This window comes from Okeania sp. SIO2F5, assembly GCF_010692685.1.
Lineage (GTDB): Bacteria > Cyanobacteriota > Cyanobacteriia > Cyanobacteriales > Microcoleaceae > Okeania > Okeania hirsuta.
In genome coordinates this window covers 1-20,601 of the sequence record NZ_JAAHGU010000048.1, presented here as the reverse complement: position 1 = coordinate 20,601, position 20,601 = coordinate 1, and the positions used below count along the sequence as shown (strand labels likewise).

Sequence of the window (20,601 nt, the reverse complement as noted above, 5' to 3'; positions counted from 1 at the left end):
AACCCACAAAGAAAATGATAAAGCTTTACCTATTTCTGATCCTATTGCTCAATAGATTTGTCCAATGTGTAATGGAATAAGGCTGATACTGCTCAGGCTCTATTCCTAGTAATGCCTCAATTGCAATCCTACGAACATATCTATCCGTATTAGTATCTGTGATGATGTTAATTAAAGATTCAATAGCCTCTTTTGATTGTATGTTTCCTAATGCTCTAATTGCTATCTCTAGAAGAGAACTATTAGTATCAGTATCTGTAATGATGTTAATTAAAGGTGGAACCGCCTCTTTTGACTGTATGTTTCCTAATGCTCTAATTGCTATCTCTAGAAGAGAACTATTAGTATCAGTATCTGTAATGATGTTAATTAAAGGTGGAACCGCCTCTTTTGATTGTATGTTTCCTAATACTTCAATTGCACTACAAAGAACATCAATATCCTCACCAGTATCTGTGATGATGTTAATTAAAGGTGGAACCGCCTCTTTTGATTGTATGTTTCCTAATGCGTCAATTGCACTATGACGAACAAAAACATCAGTATCAGTATTTGTAATGATATTAATTAAAGGTGGAACCGCCTCTTTTGATTGTATGTTTCCTAATGCGTCAATTGCACTACGACGAACAAAAACATCAGTATCAGTATCTGTAATGATGTTAATTAAAGGTGGAACCGCCTCTTTTGACTGTATGTTTCCTAATGCTCTAATTGCACTACTACGAACATCAGTATCAGTATCTGTGATGATGTTAATTAAAGGTGGAACCGCCTCTTTTGACTGTATGTTTCCTAATGCTCTAATTGCACTACAAAGAACATCAATATCCTCACCAGTATTTGTAATGATATTAATTAAAGGTGGAACCGCCTCTTTTGATTCTATGTTTACTAACACTTCAATTGCACTACAAAGAACATCAATATCCTCACCAGTATTTGTAATGATATTAATTAAAGGTGGAACCGCCTCTTTTGACTGTATGTTTCCTAATGCTCTAATTGCACTACTACGAACAAAAACATCAGTATCAGTATCTGTGACAATTTTAATTAAAGGTGGAACCGCCTCTTTTGATTCTATCCTTCCTAATGCGTCAATTGCACTACTACGAACAAAAACATCAGTATCAGTATCTGTGACAATTTTAATTAAAGGTGGAACCGCCTCTTTTGATTCTATCCTTCCTAATGCGTCAATTGCAATACTACGAATATCGCTATTAGTATCAGTATCAATGATGTTAATTAAAGATTCAATAGCCTCTTTTGATTCTATCCTTCCTAATACTACAATTGCACTACTACGAACATGAATATGTTCACCAGTATTTGTGATAATATTAATTAAAGCTTGAACAGCTTCTTTTGATTCTATGTTTCCTAACACTTCAATTGCACTCTTACGAACATGAATATGTTCACCAGTATTTGTGATAATATTAATTAAAGGTTGAACAACGTTAATTAAAGCTTGAATAGCCTCTTTTGATTCTATGTTTCCTAGTGCGTAAATTGCCAATATAAGAACAGAACTATCCGTATCAGTATCTTTGATGATGTTAATTAAAGGTTGAACTGCCTCTTTTGATTTTATCCTTCCTAATGCTTCAATTGCTATAAAACGAAAAAAACTATCTCTATCAGTTGTGATGATGTTAATTAAAGGTTGAACCGCCTCTTTTGATTCTATCCTTCCTAATGCTTGAATTGCACTACTACGAACATCACTATCTGTATCAGTTGTGATGATATTAATTAAAGGTTGAACCGCCTCTTTTGATTCTATGTTTACTAACACTTCAATTGCACTACTACGAACATCAGTATCTGTATCAGTTGTGATAATATTAATTAAAGGTTGAACCGCCTCTTTTGATTGTATGTCTCCTAATGCGTAAATTACACTACTACGAATATCACTACTCGTACCAGTATCTATTATGACGTTAATTAAAGCTTGAACATTAGGAGGTGTTAACAAAATTTTATTTGTTTCTGGACCAACAATACCATCTGGCTTTAAATTATGATATTCCTGAAAACGAATAACTGCAGCACGAGTTTCAGGGCAAAATATTCCATCTACTTTCCCGACTGGAAATCCCCAGTTATTTAATTGTTCTTGAAGCTTTTTAACCTCTTCCCCTCGACTTCCTATTTTTATTAAAGTATCCATCTGAAAATTATTTATTTAGTATTTTCTCCACCATCCTAACCCATAAAAAACTACAGTTGTACTAAGAGCTAATTTGTAAACTTAGCTGTTTGCACAGCATGACCCTGGAAAAGTCTTATATTACCTAGCTTTTAGTAATTTGGGTCTGACTGAACGATAAATCGCAAAGCCTAAGTATAGTAAAGAATTCATCCTCTTAATATTTACTTGATAAATCAGCTATAACTTCAAAAAATTTAAAGAATATTAACAAATAATAAAATTGATAATTAATTCCCAAAGGTTGAAAGTCTCTCCTTTTAAGGAGAATTAGATTTACTATAAAGTTAAATTATCCTGCCTTGCTGAAATGTAATGGTAAGTAGCTGAAGATAAAATTGAAAAACTTATGTTTTGCGTTGATACTTAATCTAAAAATTATTACCATTCAACAACGCCAATTATCCAAATTGTCCAAAAATGAACTTAATCAGCAAACTATTTTCCAAAATTAATATCCCTCAAAATATTCGCTTTCGACCCAAATATCTACTCTGGACTTGCCTAATAATATTTGGACTAACCCTCACTCAAATCTACACCTATCTACCAACCGCCACTGCTCAACAACCCTCCTCCTTTTCCCCCAGAGAATTTCGAGGAGTATGGGTAGCATCCGTTGCCAATATTGACTGGCCATCCCAACGTGGTCTATCTGTTGCGCAACAAAAATCAGAATTACTCAACATCCTCAACCGGATGCAAGAACTTAACCTTAATGCTTTAGTCTTGCAAGTTCGACCCAATGGAGACGCTCTCTATGATTCTCCGATCGAACCCTGGAGTGGTTGGATGACAGGCAAACAGGGAACCCCACCACAACCATATTACGATCCACTAGAATTTGCGATCGCCGAAAGTCATAAACGCAATATCGAACTCCATGCTTGGTTTAACCCATACCGCGCTCAACTTAGTCCCAATGATGGTTCCTTTGCTGGAAATCACATGGCAGTCAAATATCCCCAATATGCTTATAGATACGGCAACAACATTTGGATGGACCCAGGGGCGAAAGTTATTCAAGACCAAACTTTCAACACCATTATGGATGTAGTCCGTCGTTATGACGTTGATGCCATTCACTTTGACGACTATTTCTACCCCTACCCTAAAGGAGGACAAGAGTTCCCCGACTACCAAACCTATAACGCATACAAAGCATCCGGTGGTACTCTCTCTCTATCTAACTGGCGACGACAAAATGTGAATAATATGGTGCAACGTCTTTACCAAGGTATTCACGCTGAGAAACCTTATGTAAAATTTGGCATTAGTCCATTTGGCATTTATCGCCCAGGGAACCCTCCTGGTATTGTCGGGTTAGATCAATATGAAAGTTTATATGCTGACGTGAAATTATGGATGGAGAAGGGTTGGGTAGATTATTTAGCACCCCAACTTTATTGGCGAATCGATCCCCCTCAACAAAGTTATCCAGTTTTGTTAAATTGGTGGTTACAACAAAACCCACAACGTCGTCATATTTATGCGGGAAACTATTTAAGTCAGTTGCAAGGTGCAGGTTGGTCAGTATCTGAGTTTGAGAGACAAGTTGCTATTTCTCGTCAGAGAGCAAGTCAACTTTCTTTAGGAAATATCTTTTTTAGCATGAAGATGTTTCGAGATAATGTGGCAGGTGTGAATAATGTGTTCAAAAGTTCAGTTTATCCAACTCCAGCATTACCTCCGGCGATGCCGTGGTTAGATAACCAACCTCCCGCACCACCTACAGGAATACAAGTTAATTCTGATGTTATTAGTTGGAGTGCTGATAATACTGGAGATGTTCGTTCTTGGGCATTGTATCAGCAAAATGGTAATCAATGGTCACTTGTACAAGTATTAAATTCTGCTACTAATGCGGTGAGAGTTACGCCAGGAACTTATGCTTTACGAGCAGTCGATCGCTTGGCAAATGAAAGTGTAGAAGAAGTGGTAACGGTGCAGTAGCTTCCGAATTTAGAATTTAGAATTTAGAATTTAGAAAATGAGGTAAATTTACTAATTCTAAATTCTATGTATAGCATTTCTCATAAAGATGAAGTACATTGACGATTCCCCTAAATTCCCCTTAAAAAAGTAGGGACGTTGCATGGAACGTCCCTACAGGGTTATTATTTTTCACGGAGACAATATTATTATGTTAGAACAAGTGTTTAATTTAGCCAAACAGCTTCCTGTTTCTGAACAAATTATTTTAATTGAAAAAATGATAGTTGAACTTAGGAAAAATAAAGCTGCTCGATATTCTTTAATGCCTATAGAAAATTTACAATCAGAATTTGCTAAAGATTTAGCAGAGGCAGGATATAAATCAAGAGAGGATATAGTGAATTTAGTGCGAGAAGTGAGACAGGAAATTTCACAAGAACATCACTAACTTTATTAAATTTGATAATACTTTGAAATAAAGAAAAATGACTATTTCTCCAAGTCGTATATTTTTCGACACTAATGTTTATATTATTGGTTTCGCTGCTCCAGAAAGTAATGAATTTAGATGTCTTCAATGGGCTGGTTTAGGTATGAAAAAATCTTCATTAATTGAAGTTGTAATTTCGGAAATATTACTTGCAGAAATTTTGCGAGTGGCAAAACGTCTAAAAAATAAAGATTGGAGTGGAGAAATAGTCGATAAAATTTGGCAGGATTTTCAAGTATGTTATGTTCTACTGGATGAAAATGAACTAGACATAATTACAAATTCAGGTAATATTCCTAGAGAGGATGCAGGAGTTTATTTAACTGCTAAAACAGCTAAAGCTCAATGTTTTGTGTCGGCTAACTATAAATTAGTTAAGGCTATTGCAGAAAAAACTGGAGAGTTTGAGTGTCTAACTCCTGAAGCTTTTGTTAATAAGTATTTTTAAGTTATAAGTGGCTTCTTGACAAGTTCAATAAATCTATTATTGAGCATCTTCTCCTACTAAATGATAATTTTTTCAGGGGAGTATATGGAATAGTGACAGATGGTAATTTATGGCAGTTTGGCAAGGTTGTGGCAGACAATTTTATCAAAGATTCTGGGAATTTTACTATAGATAATCTGCCAAGAGTTTATGGTGCTTTGGAAAAGCTAGTTCAATTAGTAGAAAAGGATGATGAGAAACAGCAAAATTTGTAGGGCTAAAATTTAGACTGTGGGTGGCAAAAATCTGTTGTAACGCACCATTGAAATGGATGTCGTATTCAACATTCCTACCTTTTGTAGCAAACATCTACCAAATTAGTGTTATATCATAATAATATCAACCGTTTTCCTCTACTCCTTCAAATTGCTTTAAACAATATGATACAACAACTAACTACTGATACTAAATCAAAAATCATTTACCCCGATAGCGACGGTCAACCAATGGCAGATAATACGAAACAATTTCGCTGGATAGTTACCATAAAAGAAAACCTAGAAATATTATTCGCTGAAGTAGCAGATATTTTTGTTGCTGGAGATTTTCTGTGGTATCCCGTGGAAGGAAATAACAAAATTCGCCAAGCACCTGATGTGATGGTTGTTTTTGGTAGACTAAAAGGAGACAGGGGTTCATATAAACAGTGGGAAGAAAATAATATTCCTCCCCAAGTCGTATTTGAAATTTTGTCACCAGGCAACCGCCCCCAGGAAATGACCAGAAAATTACTTTTTTATCAACAGTATGGAGTTGAGGAATATTATATATATGACCCGGATGAAAATGATTTTGTCGGTTCAACCAGAGTAGGGCAGAGTTTAGAAGCAATTGCAGAAATTAATAGTTGGGTGAGTCCCTGTCTAGGTATTCGCTTTGAACTTACAGCAGAAACCTTAGAAATATATCGACCAGATGGAAACAAGTTTCTCACCCCTGTAGAATTAGACCGACTTAGGGAACAAGAAAAGCAACGTGCAGAGCAAATACAACAACAATTAGACCAAGAAAAGCAACGTGCAGACAGACTAGCAGAAATGCTCAGGGAAAAAGGAATTAACCCGGATTAAAATTCCTGGTAGGTTTGGTCTCCAAAACCCCAGACTCCCCTGTTCCCTATTTTCTTTATTCACTCAAAATATTAATGGTTGTTAAAAAACCAGGTTTCTGCTGATTAACGAAAGCTCATATTCGAGAGTCAAAAACATCTATCAACCAAGGACTGATATTTTGATAATTACCCAAATAAGGGTTTACCAAGACCAGAGCAAGCATCCCCAGTTAACTTAACTAATTTATCTTGTTTCCTATGTAGATTTTCTTCCTTTATAAGAGTATTATATTCATCTTGAAAATTTTGATTCACTGTTTTAAAGTCTATAATATTCAAGAATTGAGACTTTTCATTATCACGTATACCATAAACAAAAAGACAAACAGGTTCTTCATTTCTACTGGCCTGAATAAGTCGTGCAAGAAGCGTTTGAGAATTTCTTTTTGATATGGGTTTGGTAATATCAGGAATTGTGCCTTCGTAGTCTACATTTTTAAGAACACTAATATCTTTCTCTGGAGATACACCTTTATTTAGCATTCGATCCGTAGGTTGATGGTCTGTATAAATCATAGAAGTTTGTTCAGATTTTCCTTTTAATCTCTGAACAAAAAAAGCTCTGAGTCCATCTGTTCCATCTTGTTCAGCAAAATTATAAGATGTTTCTGACCATCCTGTGATTTTGACCAAAACCGACCCCGATTTATAATTGCTAATATCTATTGGAGGATGGATAATTGCTTGAAATTCTACAAAATCAACAACAAATCCTATGATAGAAATCATAATACTAACAATAGTAGCAACAACAAATACCGTACTATTTCTACGGAAAGATTCAATAAATCTGTGCAAGAAATTTTTTTGATTTGCTTGAGTGTTTTGATTGTTTGGATTTTGTGAAGTAGTCATCAGTTGCACCTAAAGTTTAAATTTGGGCGTTAGTAAATCAAGAGGTAAAAATTTAAAGGTCATCCAAAGCGATCGCCCTGAATACCCGACTAATATCATGTCCGGTTGAACAGTTATAAATAAACGACGAAGGAGTCAGGAGACAGCTATACTGGAGACAGGAGGGTAGAAAGAAGAAGAAGAAGGAGAAAGAAGGAGAAAGTTTTTTTGATCACTAATTATCCGGACATGATATAAGAATGTTACTCCTAGGAAAAAATCATCTCTTTAACTGTTAATACCAAGAGCTGAGTGTTTGTTCAGGATAAAATAACTAAAAGGCAAGATGCTCATTCTACAAAACTATTCAGGAAAAACAACGTACAGACAGACCAGCAGAAATGCTCAAGGAAAGAGGAATTAACCCGGATAATGTATAGAACCCCTGATCGTATCTTCATAAATTTAGCAAGGAGTCAGGAGACAGGAGACAGGAGACAGGAGACAGGAGGTAAGAGGGAAGATGTGGGGAGAAATAATACAAAAAGCAAGGAGTCAGGAGACAGGAGGTAAGAGGGAAGAGGGAAGATGTGGGGAGAAATAATACAAAAAATTCAACACACCAACACCAAGATTTTCGGTCAAAATTGATGCGCGAAAAGACTTGACCACCATAATTATATAGATCTCAAATGGGTTCTATAAGCATTATTCCAAAAATTTAAAATTCTTGGTAGGGGTTTGGTCTCCAAACTCTCTAGTAATATTGTTGGTAGTTTTACATAGTAATGGTATACAGGAATAAGAAATACCAGGAACGGGAGCAAGATGCTCCCACTACTATTCCCTATTACCTCTTTTCTATATATTTATCAACCATGCAAAAAAATCAACTCAAACAAAAACTCAAAAACGGCGAAACTGTACTCGGACCTTTTATGAATTGCGCCTACCCTGCATTTATAGAAATTTGTGGTATAGCAGGATTTGATTTCGCAGTGATCGACCTCGAACACGGACCTTTAAATATCCTAGTAGCAGAAGACCTTTGTCGTGCTGCTGACTGTGTAGGTATTGCACCTATTGTTAGAGTCAGCAAAAATGATGCTGCACAAATTCAACGCGCTCTTGATATTGGTAGTGCGGGTGTACAAGTACCACAAATAGAAACAATAACTGACGCAGAAATAGTAGTGCAAAGTGCAAAATATAATCCCATTGGTTGCCGTGGTTTATCATTCGGAACTCGTGCGGGAGTTTATACTTCAGCAGGTAGTAATATAACCGATAAATTAAATGCAGAATCTTTAGTTGTAGTTCATGTAGAAGGTACAAAAGGCATTGAAAATCTGAGAGAAATTGTTACAGTTCCTCATATTGATGTGATTTTTCTCGGTCCTTATGATTTATCTCAATCTTTAGGTATTCCTGGAGAGGTGGATGATATTCGAGTTGTTGAATTAATGCAGAAAGCAGTAGAAATTATCCGGAATGCTGGTAAAACTGTCGGTACTTTTACTAATAATCCTGAAACTGCTAAAAAATGGATTGACTGTGGAGTTCAGTATATTGGATTGGGTATAGATGTGAGTATTTTCTTACAAGGTTGTCAAGGTTTGGTCAGAGCTGTAAGAGGTTAATTTTTACTCTGGAAGAAAGAAGGAAGAGGGAAGAAGGAAGAAGGAAGAAGGAAGAGGGAAGAGGGAAAAAGTTAATCTAAGAATGTTATCAATAATTGGAGTGACTAAAAGATTTTACAGGAAATGTTCCTTTGACTAAATAGTATAAAAACGATTCATTCTGACTCCTGACTCCTGACTCCTGACTCCTAATAAATAGCCTAGCTATTTTTAGCCAACATTTATTCAATTAGTATTAGACTTGTTGGCGTTGGTAATTTGAGGTATGATGTCTTGTCCGGATAAGAGAGCAAACAAAAAACTTTCTCCTTCTATTCCTCTTTATTCTTCTTTCTTTCCTCCTGACTCCTGACTCCTGACTCCTAAATAATTAAGATTAATATCATACATGCCCTTCACCAACGCCACATTTTTTAAAAAAAATTAATGCTTTGTATAATACTTAGCAACACTTCTCAGAAACCTGAGCTATACTAAAAATATAAACAATATAAAACTCAATTTTTACTCTATGAAAATAGGGAGAAATATCTATGGAAAAAGTCTTAGAATCAATTAATTTAGATTACGCTTTTATGTTTACCTACAAAAAGGTAAACTCAATTAGTATGGAAGGTTTTGAAGAGTTTTTTGCTGACCTTCCTGTCGATCCATACATAAAAGGTAACTATCGTTATAGAAGACTTTCTCGTTTTATTATTTCAGGGGAAGAGTTAATTAAGCAACCTCACGGTTGTCTTTTCCAAAGCAAAGATTATAATCCTATCGTAGGAGATATTAAAAGAGAATTTGCCGAAATAGACGACAGACTTATCGCCTTAGATAACTTTAAAAAAATGATATTAGCCTTCTGCGATTCCTGCAAAATACATCCAGAAGCAGAAATTGGAGTACATCAAATTAGAACGATTTGTTCCCCTAAGAATTCAGGTAATCCAGCACCAGAAGGTATCCACAGAGACGGAACAGATTTTATTGGCATATTTGCAGTAAATAGACATAATATTCAAGGCGGTGCAACTCATCTTTATACTGCTAGAAAAGAAAAGCCAGTATTTAGTAAAATTCTCAATCCTGGGGATTTATTATTGGTAAATGACCATGAATTTTTCCACTTTACAACTCCGATTAAACCTGTAACTGAAGAAGCAGGATATCGAGATGTATTTGTTCTGACTTCTCCAAGTTTGATTCATTGAAGAAGAGAGAAATAAGGACTAAAGATAGAGATTTTTACTTTTGATAAGTTGTCTGTAGACTTGTTGCTAGATAAGAGGAAATTAAACTTATTATTTTTCAGAATTACCTTTTCCTGAATTGGAGGGGAATTAGGAAAAAATAAATCTCACTGTTTCACTCCTCCACTATTAAATTTAATACCCCACCCTTACCTGCTATACATCAATTAGAATGCAGATTTAACTCTAACTCAATAATTGCTAAAACTCCCGAATCACCTTCTTGAAAAAAAGGAGATTAATATCAAATTCATATAAAGTTGCATAGAATAATATTTGAATTAGAGTTGACTGTAAATATAGATCAACAAGACAAGTGAATAAATTTCATAATTTTGTGCAGTCTCACATATAATTGGCATAAACTAAACATTATTTTGATATAGCAATCAAAAATCTTTTGTAAAAAATCTAAGGATATATAAAAACTCTGAAACTTTTACTCCTGTTGCCTGTTTCCTCTTCCCTAAATTCAAAGATATTTTTACCTACAACTGAAATAGGATTGCTGTATAATTTTTAAAGATGTAAATTTTCTGATGAAATCAAATAAAAATGGAACGATACCTACAAATATTAAAATTATTTTGGGGGACAGCGATCGCTGCTGAATTAGAATACCGCTTCAATTTTGTTATAGCAGCAATCAGCAGTTTAGGGAATTTATTAGGTAGCTTATTTGGGTTATTTTTATTTTATAGAACAGGCTATAAATTTGATGCTTGGAATTGGGAAGAAGCTTTAATTGTCTTAGCAATTTTTACTATTTTACAGGGTATATCTGCTATTTTTTTGACTCCAAATCTGAATCGCATTGTCACACAAGTACAAGAAGGTACTCTAGATTTTGTACTACTAAAACCTATCAGTAGTCAATTTTGGCTTTCTACTCGTACAATTTCTCCTTGGGGAATACCAGATGTAATTTTTGGTATTCTGTTATTGGAATATGCTGGTAGTAAATTAGGCTTAGGAATAGATAATTATTTGTTTAGTTTAGTACCCCTAGTCTGTGGGATAATTACTCTTTATAGTCTGTGGTTTATTTTGGGTTCAACAAGTATTTGGTTCGTCAAAATTTATAATGTGACAGAAGTCCTCAAAGGCCTATTAGAAGCAGGAAGATACCCAATGGGTGCCTATCCCAATGCTTATCGTTTCTTTTTTACTTTTCTAGTACCAGTTGCATTTTTAACAACAATTCCAACTCAAGCAATCTTAGGTAGAATTGGAGGAACTTGGATAATAGTTTCTTTTATTTTGGCAAGTGGGTTATTATTTGCTTCTATTGGATTTTGGCGGCTGGCTTTGCGCTACTATACAAGTGCTTCTAGTTAATAAGTAGGTGGGCAAAATTATTTGTATATTTATACTGAGATATATATACTGAGATATATTTTCTGCCCCCTCTTCTTTACTTCTAAATGTTAAATTAATCTTCCACAGGTACTTAATTTAGCAATGGAACCAAATCAACTTTTAAGTGAACTTGAGGAAAGTTTAGATTCTGAATAGTTACTACAAGAAATAGAACAACAGCAACAGCAGGAAGAACAACTTTCTGAAGAAACAAAATTTTCACAGAAACCTCTGATCATCTTATTATTATCTATTCTAATGATAGAAGTAAGTATAGTTGTCTATGCTCTACAAGCTAGTCAAAGAATAGTAATTGTTTCTCCTGAAGAAAAAGATTTCAAAGAAGCTCAAAAACTAAATATTCAAGCTAAGAATATGGTTAAATATCAACCACTCCCTCCTCATCCACCGGAGGTATGGCAAGAAGCTATAGATTGACTCCAAGAAATACCTCAAGATACTTTTGTTGCTGCCGAAGCAGTAGAAAGATTAGATGTCTACCATATTTGATTTCATTAGAGTTGTCGCTAAATAGAGGGAAAAATCGCTCCAACCTAGACAGAGCAATAATTCTAAGGATTTTTAATTTCTAATATCTAGAATCCTTACAGAACAAGGTTTTTGGGGATTTTTTAAGTCATAAAGCGACAAGTCTATTATAGAAAGGTAGCACAGTCAAACTTTTTTATAGCGGTTTTCATTAACATAGAATACAGCTGTCATATCTGTAACTTATTAAACTTAAAACATACTTATATTTTGTCTGTAGTCTACCTTTGTGAAAATCGCTATAATTATGCTACCCAATCCTATTATTGTGATCGCGCTTGGCCTAAGGTAGAAATATACACAACGGCTTCATCTACAGGAATACCTAAAACTTCATTCACATAATCGTCAAAGAAACCACCGATACCACTAACACCTAAATTAAGATAAATAGCTGCTAAATTTAGCCTTTGCCCAAGATGGCCTGCATCTGCATGGAGGTAACGGTAAACGCGATCGCCATATTTTGCTACAGCTTTTTTGAGGTCGGCGGTATGAAATAGCACAACAGCAGCATCTCTCCCTAACTCTTGACCCAAGCACAGAAAATGTAGCTCTTGTCGGAAATTTTTAAACCTAATTTGCCGTAACTCTTGAGCAACTGGAGCATAATAATAACAACCCTCTTCTAAACCATCTACTCCTGAAACAGCAATAAATGTTTCGATTAAACTCAGGTCAAAATAATCAGGGTTACGATCTAAGCCTTGATTAATATAATGATCGGGTTGATAAGTAAAATCTAATGCTGCTAATAGTTCCTTTAAAGCAATTGGTTCCCCTGTATATTCCCGAGTAGAGCGTCTTTTGAGAATTGTTTTTCTTAAAGCTCTTAAGTCTTTGCCCCATGAGATAGAGGGAGTGACAGTGGAGACTTTTGTACAGAATGGAAAGTTGTATTTGTCTTCTGAGTATTCAGGAGTTTCTCTTGTTTTCCAATTAGGCACTTTTGGAGAATTTGAGTTGATGTGGGCAGCTTGATGTAAATATTTTAGCAGTTCACCATCTGGAATCATAGGGTAATCTGTTTGAGTGCTAGAAGGTAAAGCACTTTCCCATTGTGAGAGATTTTGTTCAATATCTAGTAGGTCTGCCAGAGCGATAATAGCGATCGCCTGTTCTTCTTGAGTATCTAGATAAAGCATTTGATTTATTGCTTCATCGGTAAACCCACCAATTAGATGAGGTCGATAGTTGGTGAAAGCAGAAGCTAATTCAATATTACCTAGTAAATGACCTGTATCTAAAAATATTCTTCTATATGCTCGGTCTTCATAACGCCAAGCAGAGCGATAGAAAATAGTAGTTATGGCGATCGCTAATTTTGTATTTTCTAAAGCTGGATGCCAAAAACAAGCATCTTGCAATTCTGGCCAGATTCTATTATCCCAAAATCTGAGTAAGGAATGAGTTTTGGCCTGATAATTATATAGTCCGGCAGGTAATAGAGGTGTGCCACGGGAAATTAAATAAACCTCCGCAGGATACAAACCTCCAGCAGAGGGAGCAGCTCTTAAGTAATGATTTCCCATAATTGTTGCCACTTTACCAGTTAAGCCATAGCTACATAAAAATAAATTAGATAGTCTTTCTCCTTCTCCTAAATCTTTTTCTTGATCAATTTGTTCTTGAAGATAGGGTTTGAGGTCAATAGTTGTCCCGACTTTATATTCTTTGAATGGTATTGGTTGTTTTTCCCAGTCTAGTTGGTGATTCTTACTTGCTATTGTTTCTGGGTCGTATTTTGTCCGTTCATGGTAGTGTTGAGCGATGGATTGTTTAACTTCTGTCATAATTCTTGTTAGGTTTTATTAGGTATAGTTATGATTTTGACATTTCTGAATAAAAATTTTACAAATCTTAAAAAAGGATTAGAATCGCAGTAATTTTTATAAGGCAATCTTAATATTAAGCTTAATAAAAAAAACCGAGTATAAATACTCATAATTTAACACATAAATAATAATTATCAACTGCTAATCAAGTAGTTATAAAAATATTAAGATGGAGAAAATGAGTGCAGAGGAATTACTGGCAAGATACGCGGAGGGTCAAAGAGAATTTTGTGACATTGATTTGAGTAATATTGAATTATTTGAGGCTGATTTAGAAGGAATTAATTTAAAAGGTTGTGATTTAACAAAAGCTTATATGCCTTATGCAAATTTGAATCAAGCTAATCTTAAAGGATGTAATTTGCAAGAAGTGGAAATGGGAGATATTAAACTTTATCAAGCTAATTTATCTAATACCAATATTTCGCAGGGAAATCTATCGAGAGCTAATTTGCGTAATGCTATTCTGAGTGGTGCAAATTTGAATCGAGCCAATTTACAAGGTGCAAATTTATATAATGCAGACCTCACAGACACAGATTTAAGCCATGCAGATTTAAGAAAAGCTAATCTAGAGAAGGCAAAATTAGATAATGCTAAATTGGGATGGTGTAATTTATTTCGAGCTAAAAAAGTTGATTTATCTATGGCAGAACACAACGACACAACTATTGGACCTGATGGGTATTAAATAATTAATAATTAATAATTAGGGTTTGCTGAAAAAGTCTTATTGGGTGAGGGGAGGAGACAGGAGACAGGAGACAGGAGAAATGGGAATGAACTAGGAGGTAGGAGTAAGAATTGTAAGAATAATTTTTCTGCCCAACTCTGGCCTAAAATACGCTCCTTTTTGAGCGTGAAGAGCTGAAAACCAGGCACTTTTTAAAAGCACCAAAAAGGCACTTACCTTTATCTGTAAATACTTTTAGATTAGATCGGTAAGCCATAATTAATAATTAACAATTACCTCTCCTTGAAAACGGATAGGATTGACTAATAATGAAAATTTTTTCTCTCTTGGTCGATTGGATATGGTACAGTTTTCCTCACCATCCCACCCTACGGGAAGCTACGCTAACGACCGCTTGTTTCTCCTTTAAAGAAGAGGCTTTAAACCTTAATTATTCGGTAAAAATCAAAAATAAAATCAATTCTTATCCATAAATTATCAATTACTCCCCTCCTGGGAGGGGGAGGGGCGAGGGGTGGGTTTCCCCTGTTCCCTGTTCCCTGTTCCCTGTTCCCTATTGCCTCTTTATAGAATGTAGAGTAGAAAATTTTACCGATATTTGATATAATAGAAGTTTTGCATAAATAATATATAGTTGCTGACAGGAGACAAAATAATGGCCAAAATGTACTACGATACCGATGCTAACCTGGACATCTTCAACAACAAAACTATTGCCATCGTTGGTTATGGTTCTCAGGGTCATGCTCACGCCCTAAATCTCAAAGATAGTGGCTTAAAAGTAATTGTAGGACTATATCCAGGTAGTAAGTCTGCCCACAAAGCAAAAGAAGCAGGTTTAGATGTTTACCCAGTAGACAAAGCTACCGAAATAGCAGACCTAATTATGATTCTTTTGCCAGACGAAGTGCAGAAAACCGTCTATAAAAACGAAATTGAGCCTAATCTCGCAGAAGGAAAAATTCTAGCTTTTGCCCACGGCTTTAATATTCATTTTGGTCAAATTCTTCCACCGCCAAACGTAGATGTGGTCATGGTTGCTCCCAAAGGGCCAGGACATTTGGTCAGACGGACTTATGAACAAGGAGAAGGAGTACCCTGTCTATTTGCCATCTTCCAAGATGCTTCTGGTCAAGCACGCGATCGCGCTATGGCTTATGCTAAAGGTATTGGTGGCACTCGTGCAGGTATTCTCGAGACCAGCTTCCGGGAAGAAACTGAAACTGACCTCTTTGGCGAACAAGTAGTTCTCTGTGGTGGTCTGAGTGGATTAATTAAAGCTGGGTTTGAAACTCTAGTAAATGCAGGTTATCAGCCAGAATTAGCTTACTTTGAATGTATGCACGAAGTTAAACTAATTGTGGATCTCGTTGTTGAAGGTGGTCTGGCAAAGATGCGGGACAGTATCTCCAATACTGCTGAATTTGGTGACTATACTCGCGGTCCTCGGATCGTTAATGACCAAACTCGTGCCGAGATGCGGAAAATCTTAAGCGAAATTCAATCTGGTCAATTTGCCCGCGAGTTTGTCATGGAAAACCAAACAGGCAAACCTGTATTTACTGCCATGCGTCGTCAAGAAGCAGAACACCCTGTTGAAGAAGTGGGTAAAGACTTGCGTGCTATGTTTAGCTGGCTCAAAAAACACGGTTAAAGAAGGAGTCAGGAGTCAGGAGTCAGAAGGGAAGAAAGAAGAGGAGGAAAAGGAGAAAGTTTTTTGTTCGCGCTCTTACCCGGACATGATATCATACCTCTTTTCACCAACGCCAATTTTTTTAGTCTTAAATGAAGAACTTCTGACTCCTAAATATAATTATACCAATGCTACCGGGTTTGATATAATATTAAATCCGGTTATGAAAAACTAATTTGTCCAAATCCTTCTAACCCTTCTGCCTTCTGCCCTCTGCCTTCTGCCTTACCTTCACAATAAATTTCTCTTCGCGCACCAAATTTAGTATTACTTGTAAACCAAAAAGCCAATGATTGCATCGAGAAGCGCTTCTGGTTCATCAACTCTGATTAAATGACCGCTATTTTCAAAGATTTTTAAATTAGCATGGGGAATAGCTTTAGCGATTTCTTCTGACAATTCTGGAGGACAAATCCAATCATGTTTTCCTGCCATGATTAAAGTGGGAGCAGTAATTTTATGTAACTGCTCAAGCACATTATAAGAACGTAAAAAACCACCAAACGCAACATTAATAGCATCGGGAGATAAAATAGTTCTGTTCCAACTTTTTCCCGATGTTTCTGGTTGATAAGTTAATGAATACATGGGCATCATTACTTGAAAATATTCTTGCAGTTGAGCTTCATTCTCAAATTGACCATCCCATAAAAATTGAGCGATCGCTTGTTGTTCTTTTGTTCCTTTTTTGGCTAAATTAACTTTTGCTAGTTCCAAAAACCTAGAACTGCCAGCAGTAGCAATAACAATTAAAGATTGAACATTTTCTGGATAACTGACTGCATAACTCAGGGCAACCATTCCTCCATAAGAAGTACCAATAATCACAATTTTTTCTAACCCTAAATATTGGCGCAATGCTTCCATATCTTCTACATTATTTTCGAGGGTATAAGTTTCTTTTGGTCCCCTCGCCGATCGCCCTTGCCCCCTGTGGTCAAAATACACTAATTGTAATTTTTGACTCAAAGGAGAAAAGGTAGGTTTATAGGAAGTATGGTCTGCACCAGGTCCCCCATGAATTACAAAAGCCACAGGTTTTTCTCGCATCCTTTCCCCATCTGGCACTAGGGCAGCACCTTCAACATCAAAATAGATTTCTGTATCTCTGATTTTAGCTAACATCTTGTTTCAAATTTTAGAGACTTTCAAAGTTTAATATAGAATCCGGTTGTATAGTATATGTTGATAGTTGATAATTTCTATAATTACTTCAAGCCTTTAATTTCCCCTACTCCCCTACTCCCCTACTCCCCTACTCCCAACTATACAATAACCATTCAACCGGACATGATATTACTTTTCTAGACCGTAAGATTTATCAAATCTACCACAAAGGTTATCTATATTTGAAGATAGAAGTTTCTTAAATTATAAACTGTAAATTTTCAATACCTAAACACACATCCTTAAAACTTTGGGGTGGGTTGACTCCTCCGTCGTTTATTTATAACTATTCAACCGGACATGATATAACTGCCTTCCTAGGAGTTATGAAGACAAGATGCTAGCAACATAAGCGTGATTTTACGTAGGTACGCGCAGATTAATGAATATTCCGTTGATTTTACGTAGGTACGCGCAGATTAATGAAGATTTAAAAATGTTATCGTGAATATACGTAGGTACGGATAGTATAATGAAGATTTAATGAAGTTGGCGAAATGCTCTTGACACTAGGGGGAGAGAATAAAATGACATATGTAAGGTAAAAAAAACCAGGCAAATAAGAAAATGAAGAAAATCCTATCAAACACAGTCTTTACTACTATTGCTAGCGCAAGCACAGCCCTACTAGCTTCCTCTGCCTACCTGTTCGCACCGCCAAGTGCATCTGCATTTGAATTAGTAAGAGGCGACGACGGAGCAGTCGAGTCTATATTGGATTTAGAGGTCGATGGTGAGTTTTTTAATGTAGAATTTCTTTTTGGAACTTACAACGATATCTATGATGGGACTTTTGACTTCTTTGGCGGTGCTTCAGCTTCAAGCGCAGCAAGCGCAATCGTGCATGTCCTGGGAGATTCGGAGTTTATTGGCTTCACTTGGGGGGCACCGCTGACAGCTTCGCTATACCTTTTGAGTTTCAGTATTTTGGCGACCTGGTAGGGGTGTCTGTAGCAGGAGACCGAGATAACAGACCAGACGTAGACAGACCGTCCTCGGTTTTCTTTGTGACCGGCGTCTCTGCGGTGCCGCAGGTGCCATTCGCCAAGTTTACTCCTAAATCCCCAGGAGGTATGGTTGCCTCAACACCCGAACCCACCCTAATTTTTGGTTTTATCACACTTAGCGGTTTAATGCTAGGCAGCAAAAGAAAGACCAAAGGCTAAAAACAAGAAGAGAGAGAAGTTTAGCCTTCTCTTTTTTTCTCAACGATACCTGGCACTTCGGAAGTCGGAGACCTCGCCATCCCACCCTACGGGAAGCTCCGCTAACGACCGCTTTTTTACCCTTAAAAGGGGAGGCTTCAAGGCGCGAATTATTTAATTATTAATTATTAATTAGGGCTTGCTGATTAAATCTAAAAGTATTTACAGATAAAGGTTTTAGCCTTTTTGGTATCAAAAAAAGTGCCTGGTTTTCAGCTCTTCACGCCCAAAAAGGAGCGTATTTTAAGCGCATAGTTGGGCAGAAAAATCATTCTTACAATTCTTACTCCTACCTCCTCTAAGTACTCATTTATCCTGTCTCCTGTATTCCCCTCCTGGGAGGGGTTTGGGGTGGGTTGTCTCCTGTATCCTACCCTCACCCATAAGACTTATGAGCGCAAACCCTAATTATTAATTATTAATTGTTGAACAGTTTCTAGCTTCAGTAATAATTTTCATTGGATAGCAGTCAGCTACTAACTTGTTTGCCTCTTCAATTACTTTAATATCTGGTGTAAAGGTTGATTTTGGTACAGACTCATCAAAATTAATTAAAGTTTTAATACGTTGATAGACCTGGAATGCCACAGTTGGGAAAAACGAAAATTTGCCAGGCAACACACACAAATAATTACTGTGAGGATTTGATTCTATCCAATAACTATAACGGCGTTTTTGCTCTTCCTGACTAATAAATTCTGTTTTCACACATTCATAACTAAAGAGGTTACGGTTATAAAGTCGATCTTTGCCAAAATATCGTTCTGCGGACTCCAAAATTGGCTCAATATCAACTTCATCTTCATCTCCTTGATTTATCAGGTCGTCGTTAGTATAACTAGAATCAGCTAACATTGAGTAAACAAATTTTTCTGCTCCAATTTCACAGGTATGCACAAAATGATTAAAATGAAATTTCTTCTTAGTAGACATCCGCACAAAATTTGTATCAGTTAAGGCAGGTTGAGCTACCACCATAGCACTACGACTACGTTTGAGTTTTGCCCGTACTTGTAAATCAGACAAAAACGGCTCAAAACCTTTTCCTACCGCAAAGATAAATAACTTTGCTTTTAGGCGTTTGGGAAAACCTTGTTGTGTCCGACACAAAATACTTTTGATTTGAATTGGGCCGTAGCGGTCTATTAATAGTTTATCAATAACTACTCCAGTCTCGAATGTCACCCCTTGAGTGAGAGCGCTGGCAACCAAGTCTTTGATTATTGCACTGGTATTCATAGAGGAATCTAATGTTCTGATAATTTCATAGTTTGACTTTTCTAGACCGTAAGATTTATCAAATCTATGACAAAGGTTATCTATAGTTTCCGTTGAGTGACGCAACGAACAATTTAAACCTTCATAAGCTTCGACCTGTGCATAAATTGGTGCTAGACAATTTCCATTCTGATACCAATTATGTTGTTGACCATAAGCAGTTTCTAATCTACCCAAGACTCGGTTACGCTGAATTTCCATTTGTACCGAGTCGCTCTTGAGACCAGAGAGACTAATTTCGGGAGAATTTGTTCCGGGATGAATTAAATATACAGGGCGATCGTTAAACCAACCGTTGAGTTTAGGGATAACTGCGGGAGTGAAAAAATAGGGTTTTGTTTCTGTCAGCGCAATATTACATTGTTCGGTAAAGTAGGAACTATATAGATTAATTGCATCCTCTAAACTATTTACACAATTGATAAAAGTCTGAGCATCGTCATGTCCTGAGTAAAGTGCGCCAGTATGAAACCAACCTTCGAGTTTACCCGAAGCAAATGTTCCTAATTGTGAGGCGCTTTCTAATACTTTGATGGACAGATGACTATGGCGGGCGAGAAATTCAGCAATAGAAATTCCGGCAATGCCACCACCGATAATTATTGCATCGACATATTCGATTTGAGAAGCTTGAATTTTTGTCATAGTAGTAGTAATATTATGTCTGGATAATTAGCGAAAAAAAACTTTCTCTGATGACTCCCCCCTCGTTATTTCTAACTATTCAAACGGACATAATATAGCAATGAGCGCTGGCATCTTTACATATTACATAAATATTGATAATGTAACATAAAAGTAACTGTATGAGCTGTATTTTTCATAAATTAGGCGATCGCTAAAGGTTAAAGTTTTAAGGATGCGT

At 36.2% G+C, this 20,601-nt stretch carries 18 protein-coding genes; 13 read left to right on the top strand and 5 right to left on the bottom strand.

The features are described 5' to 3' along the window. Nucleotides 1–25: 25 nt before the first annotated feature. Nucleotides 26–2,182, bottom strand: coding sequence for a HEAT repeat domain-containing protein (locus F6K27_RS16650; protein ID WP_287277579.1), 2,157 nt, complete (start codon nucleotides 2,180–2,182; stop codon nucleotides 26–28). A 459-nt stretch (nucleotides 2,183–2,641) separates the two neighbouring features. Here F6K27_RS16650 and F6K27_RS16645 point away from each other — a divergent pair, with 459 nt between their 5' ends. From F6K27_RS16645 to F6K27_RS16625, 5 genes are all read left to right on the top strand, one after another. Next, a complete protein-coding gene (locus F6K27_RS16645) occupies nucleotides 2,642–4,174 on the top strand; it encodes a glycoside hydrolase family 10 protein (protein WP_287277578.1) in 1,533 nt (510 codons plus the stop codon). Nucleotides 4,175–4,364: 190 nt separating this feature from the next. After that, nucleotides 4,365–4,604 (top strand): hypothetical protein, encoded by a 240-nt coding sequence (locus tag F6K27_RS16640; protein WP_287277576.1) that lies wholly within the window; start codon nucleotides 4,365–4,367, stop codon nucleotides 4,602–4,604. Nucleotides 4,605–4,641: 37 nt separating this feature from the next. Next, nucleotides 4,642–5,094, top strand: coding sequence for a PIN domain-containing protein (locus F6K27_RS16635; protein WP_287277575.1), 453 nt, complete (start codon nucleotides 4,642–4,644; stop codon nucleotides 5,092–5,094). A 92-nt stretch (nucleotides 5,095–5,186) separates the two neighbouring features. Continuing rightward, nucleotides 5,187–5,348, top strand: coding sequence for a hypothetical protein (locus F6K27_RS16630; protein ID WP_287277574.1), 162 nt, complete (start codon nucleotides 5,187–5,189; stop codon nucleotides 5,346–5,348). Between the two features lie 165 nt (nucleotides 5,349–5,513). Then, complete coding sequence (locus F6K27_RS16625; protein ID WP_287277572.1) at nucleotides 5,514–6,203, top strand: Uma2 family endonuclease; 690 nt, start codon at nucleotides 5,514–5,516, stop codon at nucleotides 6,201–6,203. A gap of 167 nt (nucleotides 6,204–6,370) precedes the next feature. On the opposite strand, the gene F6K27_RS16620 is transcribed toward F6K27_RS16625, so the two are convergent. Next, nucleotides 6,371–7,099, bottom strand: coding sequence for a hypothetical protein (locus F6K27_RS16620; RefSeq protein ID WP_287277571.1), 729 nt, complete (start codon nucleotides 7,097–7,099; stop codon nucleotides 6,371–6,373). Between the two features lie 411 nt (nucleotides 7,100–7,510). On the opposite strand from F6K27_RS16620, the gene F6K27_RS16615 reads away from it, so the two are divergent. The 5 genes from F6K27_RS16615 to F6K27_RS16595 all read left to right on the top strand — a co-directional run bounded on the left by F6K27_RS16615 (nucleotide 7,511) and on the right by F6K27_RS16595 (nucleotide 11,753). Next, the gene (locus tag F6K27_RS16615; RefSeq protein ID WP_287244331.1) at nucleotides 7,511–7,651 is read left to right on the top strand and encodes a hypothetical protein; all 141 of its coding nucleotides are present in this window, start codon (nucleotides 7,511–7,513) and stop codon (nucleotides 7,649–7,651) included. Between the two features lie 305 nt (nucleotides 7,652–7,956). After that, entirely contained in the window at nucleotides 7,957–8,718 is a 762-nt protein-coding gene (locus F6K27_RS16610) for an HpcH/HpaI aldolase/citrate lyase family protein (protein WP_287277598.1), read from the top strand. A gap of 533 nt (nucleotides 8,719–9,251) precedes the next feature. After that, the gene (locus F6K27_RS16605; protein WP_287277570.1) at nucleotides 9,252–9,917 is read left to right on the top strand and encodes a 2OG-Fe dioxygenase family protein; all 666 of its coding nucleotides are present in this window, start codon (nucleotides 9,252–9,254) and stop codon (nucleotides 9,915–9,917) included. 594 nt (nucleotides 9,918–10,511) lie between these two features. Further along, nucleotides 10,512–11,294, top strand: coding sequence for an ABC transporter permease (locus tag F6K27_RS16600; protein ID WP_124154485.1), 783 nt, complete (start codon nucleotides 10,512–10,514; stop codon nucleotides 11,292–11,294). A gap of 279 nt (nucleotides 11,295–11,573) precedes the next feature. Then, on the top strand, nucleotides 11,574–11,753 hold the full coding sequence (locus F6K27_RS16595; RefSeq protein ID WP_124154484.1) for a hypothetical protein: 180 nt from the start codon (nucleotides 11,574–11,576) through the stop codon (nucleotides 11,751–11,753). Nucleotides 11,754–12,127: 374 nt separating this feature from the next. Here F6K27_RS16595 and F6K27_RS16590 read toward each other — a convergent pair whose 3' ends face one another. After that, a complete protein-coding gene (locus tag F6K27_RS16590) occupies nucleotides 12,128–13,657 on the bottom strand; it encodes a SagB/ThcOx family dehydrogenase (RefSeq protein ID WP_287277569.1) in 1,530 nt (509 codons plus the stop codon). A gap of 211 nt (nucleotides 13,658–13,868) precedes the next feature. On the opposite strand from F6K27_RS16590, the gene F6K27_RS16585 reads away from it, so the two are divergent. Together F6K27_RS16585 and ilvC are read left to right on the top strand one after the other, a co-directional pair. After that, the gene (locus tag F6K27_RS16585) at nucleotides 13,869–14,390 is read left to right on the top strand and encodes a pentapeptide repeat-containing protein (protein WP_124147134.1); all 522 of its coding nucleotides are present in this window, start codon (nucleotides 13,869–13,871) and stop codon (nucleotides 14,388–14,390) included. A 658-nt stretch (nucleotides 14,391–15,048) separates the two neighbouring features. After that, nucleotides 15,049–16,047 (top strand): ketol-acid reductoisomerase, encoded by a 999-nt coding sequence (gene ilvC, locus F6K27_RS16580; protein WP_124147135.1) that lies wholly within the window; start codon nucleotides 15,049–15,051, stop codon nucleotides 16,045–16,047. A 306-nt stretch (nucleotides 16,048–16,353) separates the two neighbouring features. Here ilvC and F6K27_RS16575 read toward each other — a convergent pair whose 3' ends face one another. Beyond that, nucleotides 16,354–17,211: an alpha/beta fold hydrolase gene (locus F6K27_RS16575; protein WP_287277568.1), complete on the bottom strand. Its 858-nt coding sequence runs from the start codon at nucleotides 17,209–17,211 to the stop codon at nucleotides 16,354–16,356. 609 nt (nucleotides 17,212–17,820) lie between these two features. Between F6K27_RS16575 and F6K27_RS16570 the strand changes: the two genes are divergently transcribed. Then, nucleotides 17,821–18,195 (top strand): hypothetical protein, encoded by a 375-nt coding sequence (locus F6K27_RS16570; protein ID WP_287277566.1) that lies wholly within the window; start codon nucleotides 17,821–17,823, stop codon nucleotides 18,193–18,195. 674 nt (nucleotides 18,196–18,869) lie between these two features. Here F6K27_RS16570 and F6K27_RS16565 read toward each other — a convergent pair. Continuing rightward, entirely contained in the window at nucleotides 18,870–20,381 is a 1,512-nt protein-coding gene (locus F6K27_RS16565; protein WP_287277565.1) for an FAD-dependent oxidoreductase, read from the bottom strand. Nucleotides 20,382–20,601: the final 220 nt, after the last annotated feature.

What these genes read in the sequence shown, in the direction of transcription:
- F6K27_RS16650 (WP_287277579.1), bottom strand. Translation starts at nt 2,182, where the DNA reads ATGGATACTTTAATAAAAATAGGAAGTCGAGGGGAAGAGGTTAAAAAG.
- F6K27_RS16645 (WP_287277578.1), top strand. Translation starts at nt 2,642, where the DNA reads ATGAACTTAATCAGCAAACTATTTTCCAAAATTAATATCCCTCAAAAT.
- F6K27_RS16640 (WP_287277576.1), top strand. Translation starts at nt 4,365, where the DNA reads ATGTTAGAACAAGTGTTTAATTTAGCCAAACAGCTTCCTGTTTCTGAA.
- F6K27_RS16635 (WP_287277575.1), top strand. Translation starts at nt 4,642, where the DNA reads ATGACTATTTCTCCAAGTCGTATATTTTTCGACACTAATGTTTATATT.
- F6K27_RS16625 (WP_287277572.1), top strand. Translation starts at nt 5,514, where the DNA reads ATGATACAACAACTAACTACTGATACTAAATCAAAAATCATTTACCCC.
- F6K27_RS16620 (WP_287277571.1), bottom strand. Translation starts at nt 7,099, where the DNA reads ATGACTACTTCACAAAATCCAAACAATCAAAACACTCAAGCAAATCAA.
- F6K27_RS16615 (WP_287244331.1), top strand. Translation starts at nt 7,511, where the DNA reads ATGTATAGAACCCCTGATCGTATCTTCATAAATTTAGCAAGGAGTCAG.
- F6K27_RS16610 (WP_287277598.1), top strand. Translation starts at nt 7,957, where the DNA reads ATGCAAAAAAATCAACTCAAACAAAAACTCAAAAACGGCGAAACTGTA.
- F6K27_RS16605 (WP_287277570.1), top strand. Translation starts at nt 9,252, where the DNA reads ATGGAAAAAGTCTTAGAATCAATTAATTTAGATTACGCTTTTATGTTT.
- F6K27_RS16600 (WP_124154485.1), top strand. Translation starts at nt 10,512, where the DNA reads ATGGAACGATACCTACAAATATTAAAATTATTTTGGGGGACAGCGATC.
- F6K27_RS16595 (WP_124154484.1), top strand. Translation starts at nt 11,574, where the DNA reads ATGATAGAAGTAAGTATAGTTGTCTATGCTCTACAAGCTAGTCAAAGA.
- F6K27_RS16590 (WP_287277569.1), bottom strand. Translation starts at nt 13,657, where the DNA reads ATGACAGAAGTTAAACAATCCATCGCTCAACACTACCATGAACGGACA.
- F6K27_RS16585 (WP_124147134.1), top strand. Translation starts at nt 13,869, where the DNA reads ATGGAGAAAATGAGTGCAGAGGAATTACTGGCAAGATACGCGGAGGGT.
- ilvC (WP_124147135.1), top strand. Translation starts at nt 15,049, where the DNA reads ATGGCCAAAATGTACTACGATACCGATGCTAACCTGGACATCTTCAAC.
- F6K27_RS16575 (WP_287277568.1), bottom strand. Translation starts at nt 17,211, where the DNA reads ATGTTAGCTAAAATCAGAGATACAGAAATCTATTTTGATGTTGAAGGT.
- F6K27_RS16570 (WP_287277566.1), top strand. Translation starts at nt 17,821, where the DNA reads ATGAAGAAAATCCTATCAAACACAGTCTTTACTACTATTGCTAGCGCA.
- F6K27_RS16565 (WP_287277565.1), bottom strand. Translation starts at nt 20,381, where the DNA reads ATGACAAAAATTCAAGCTTCTCAAATCGAATATGTCGATGCAATAATT.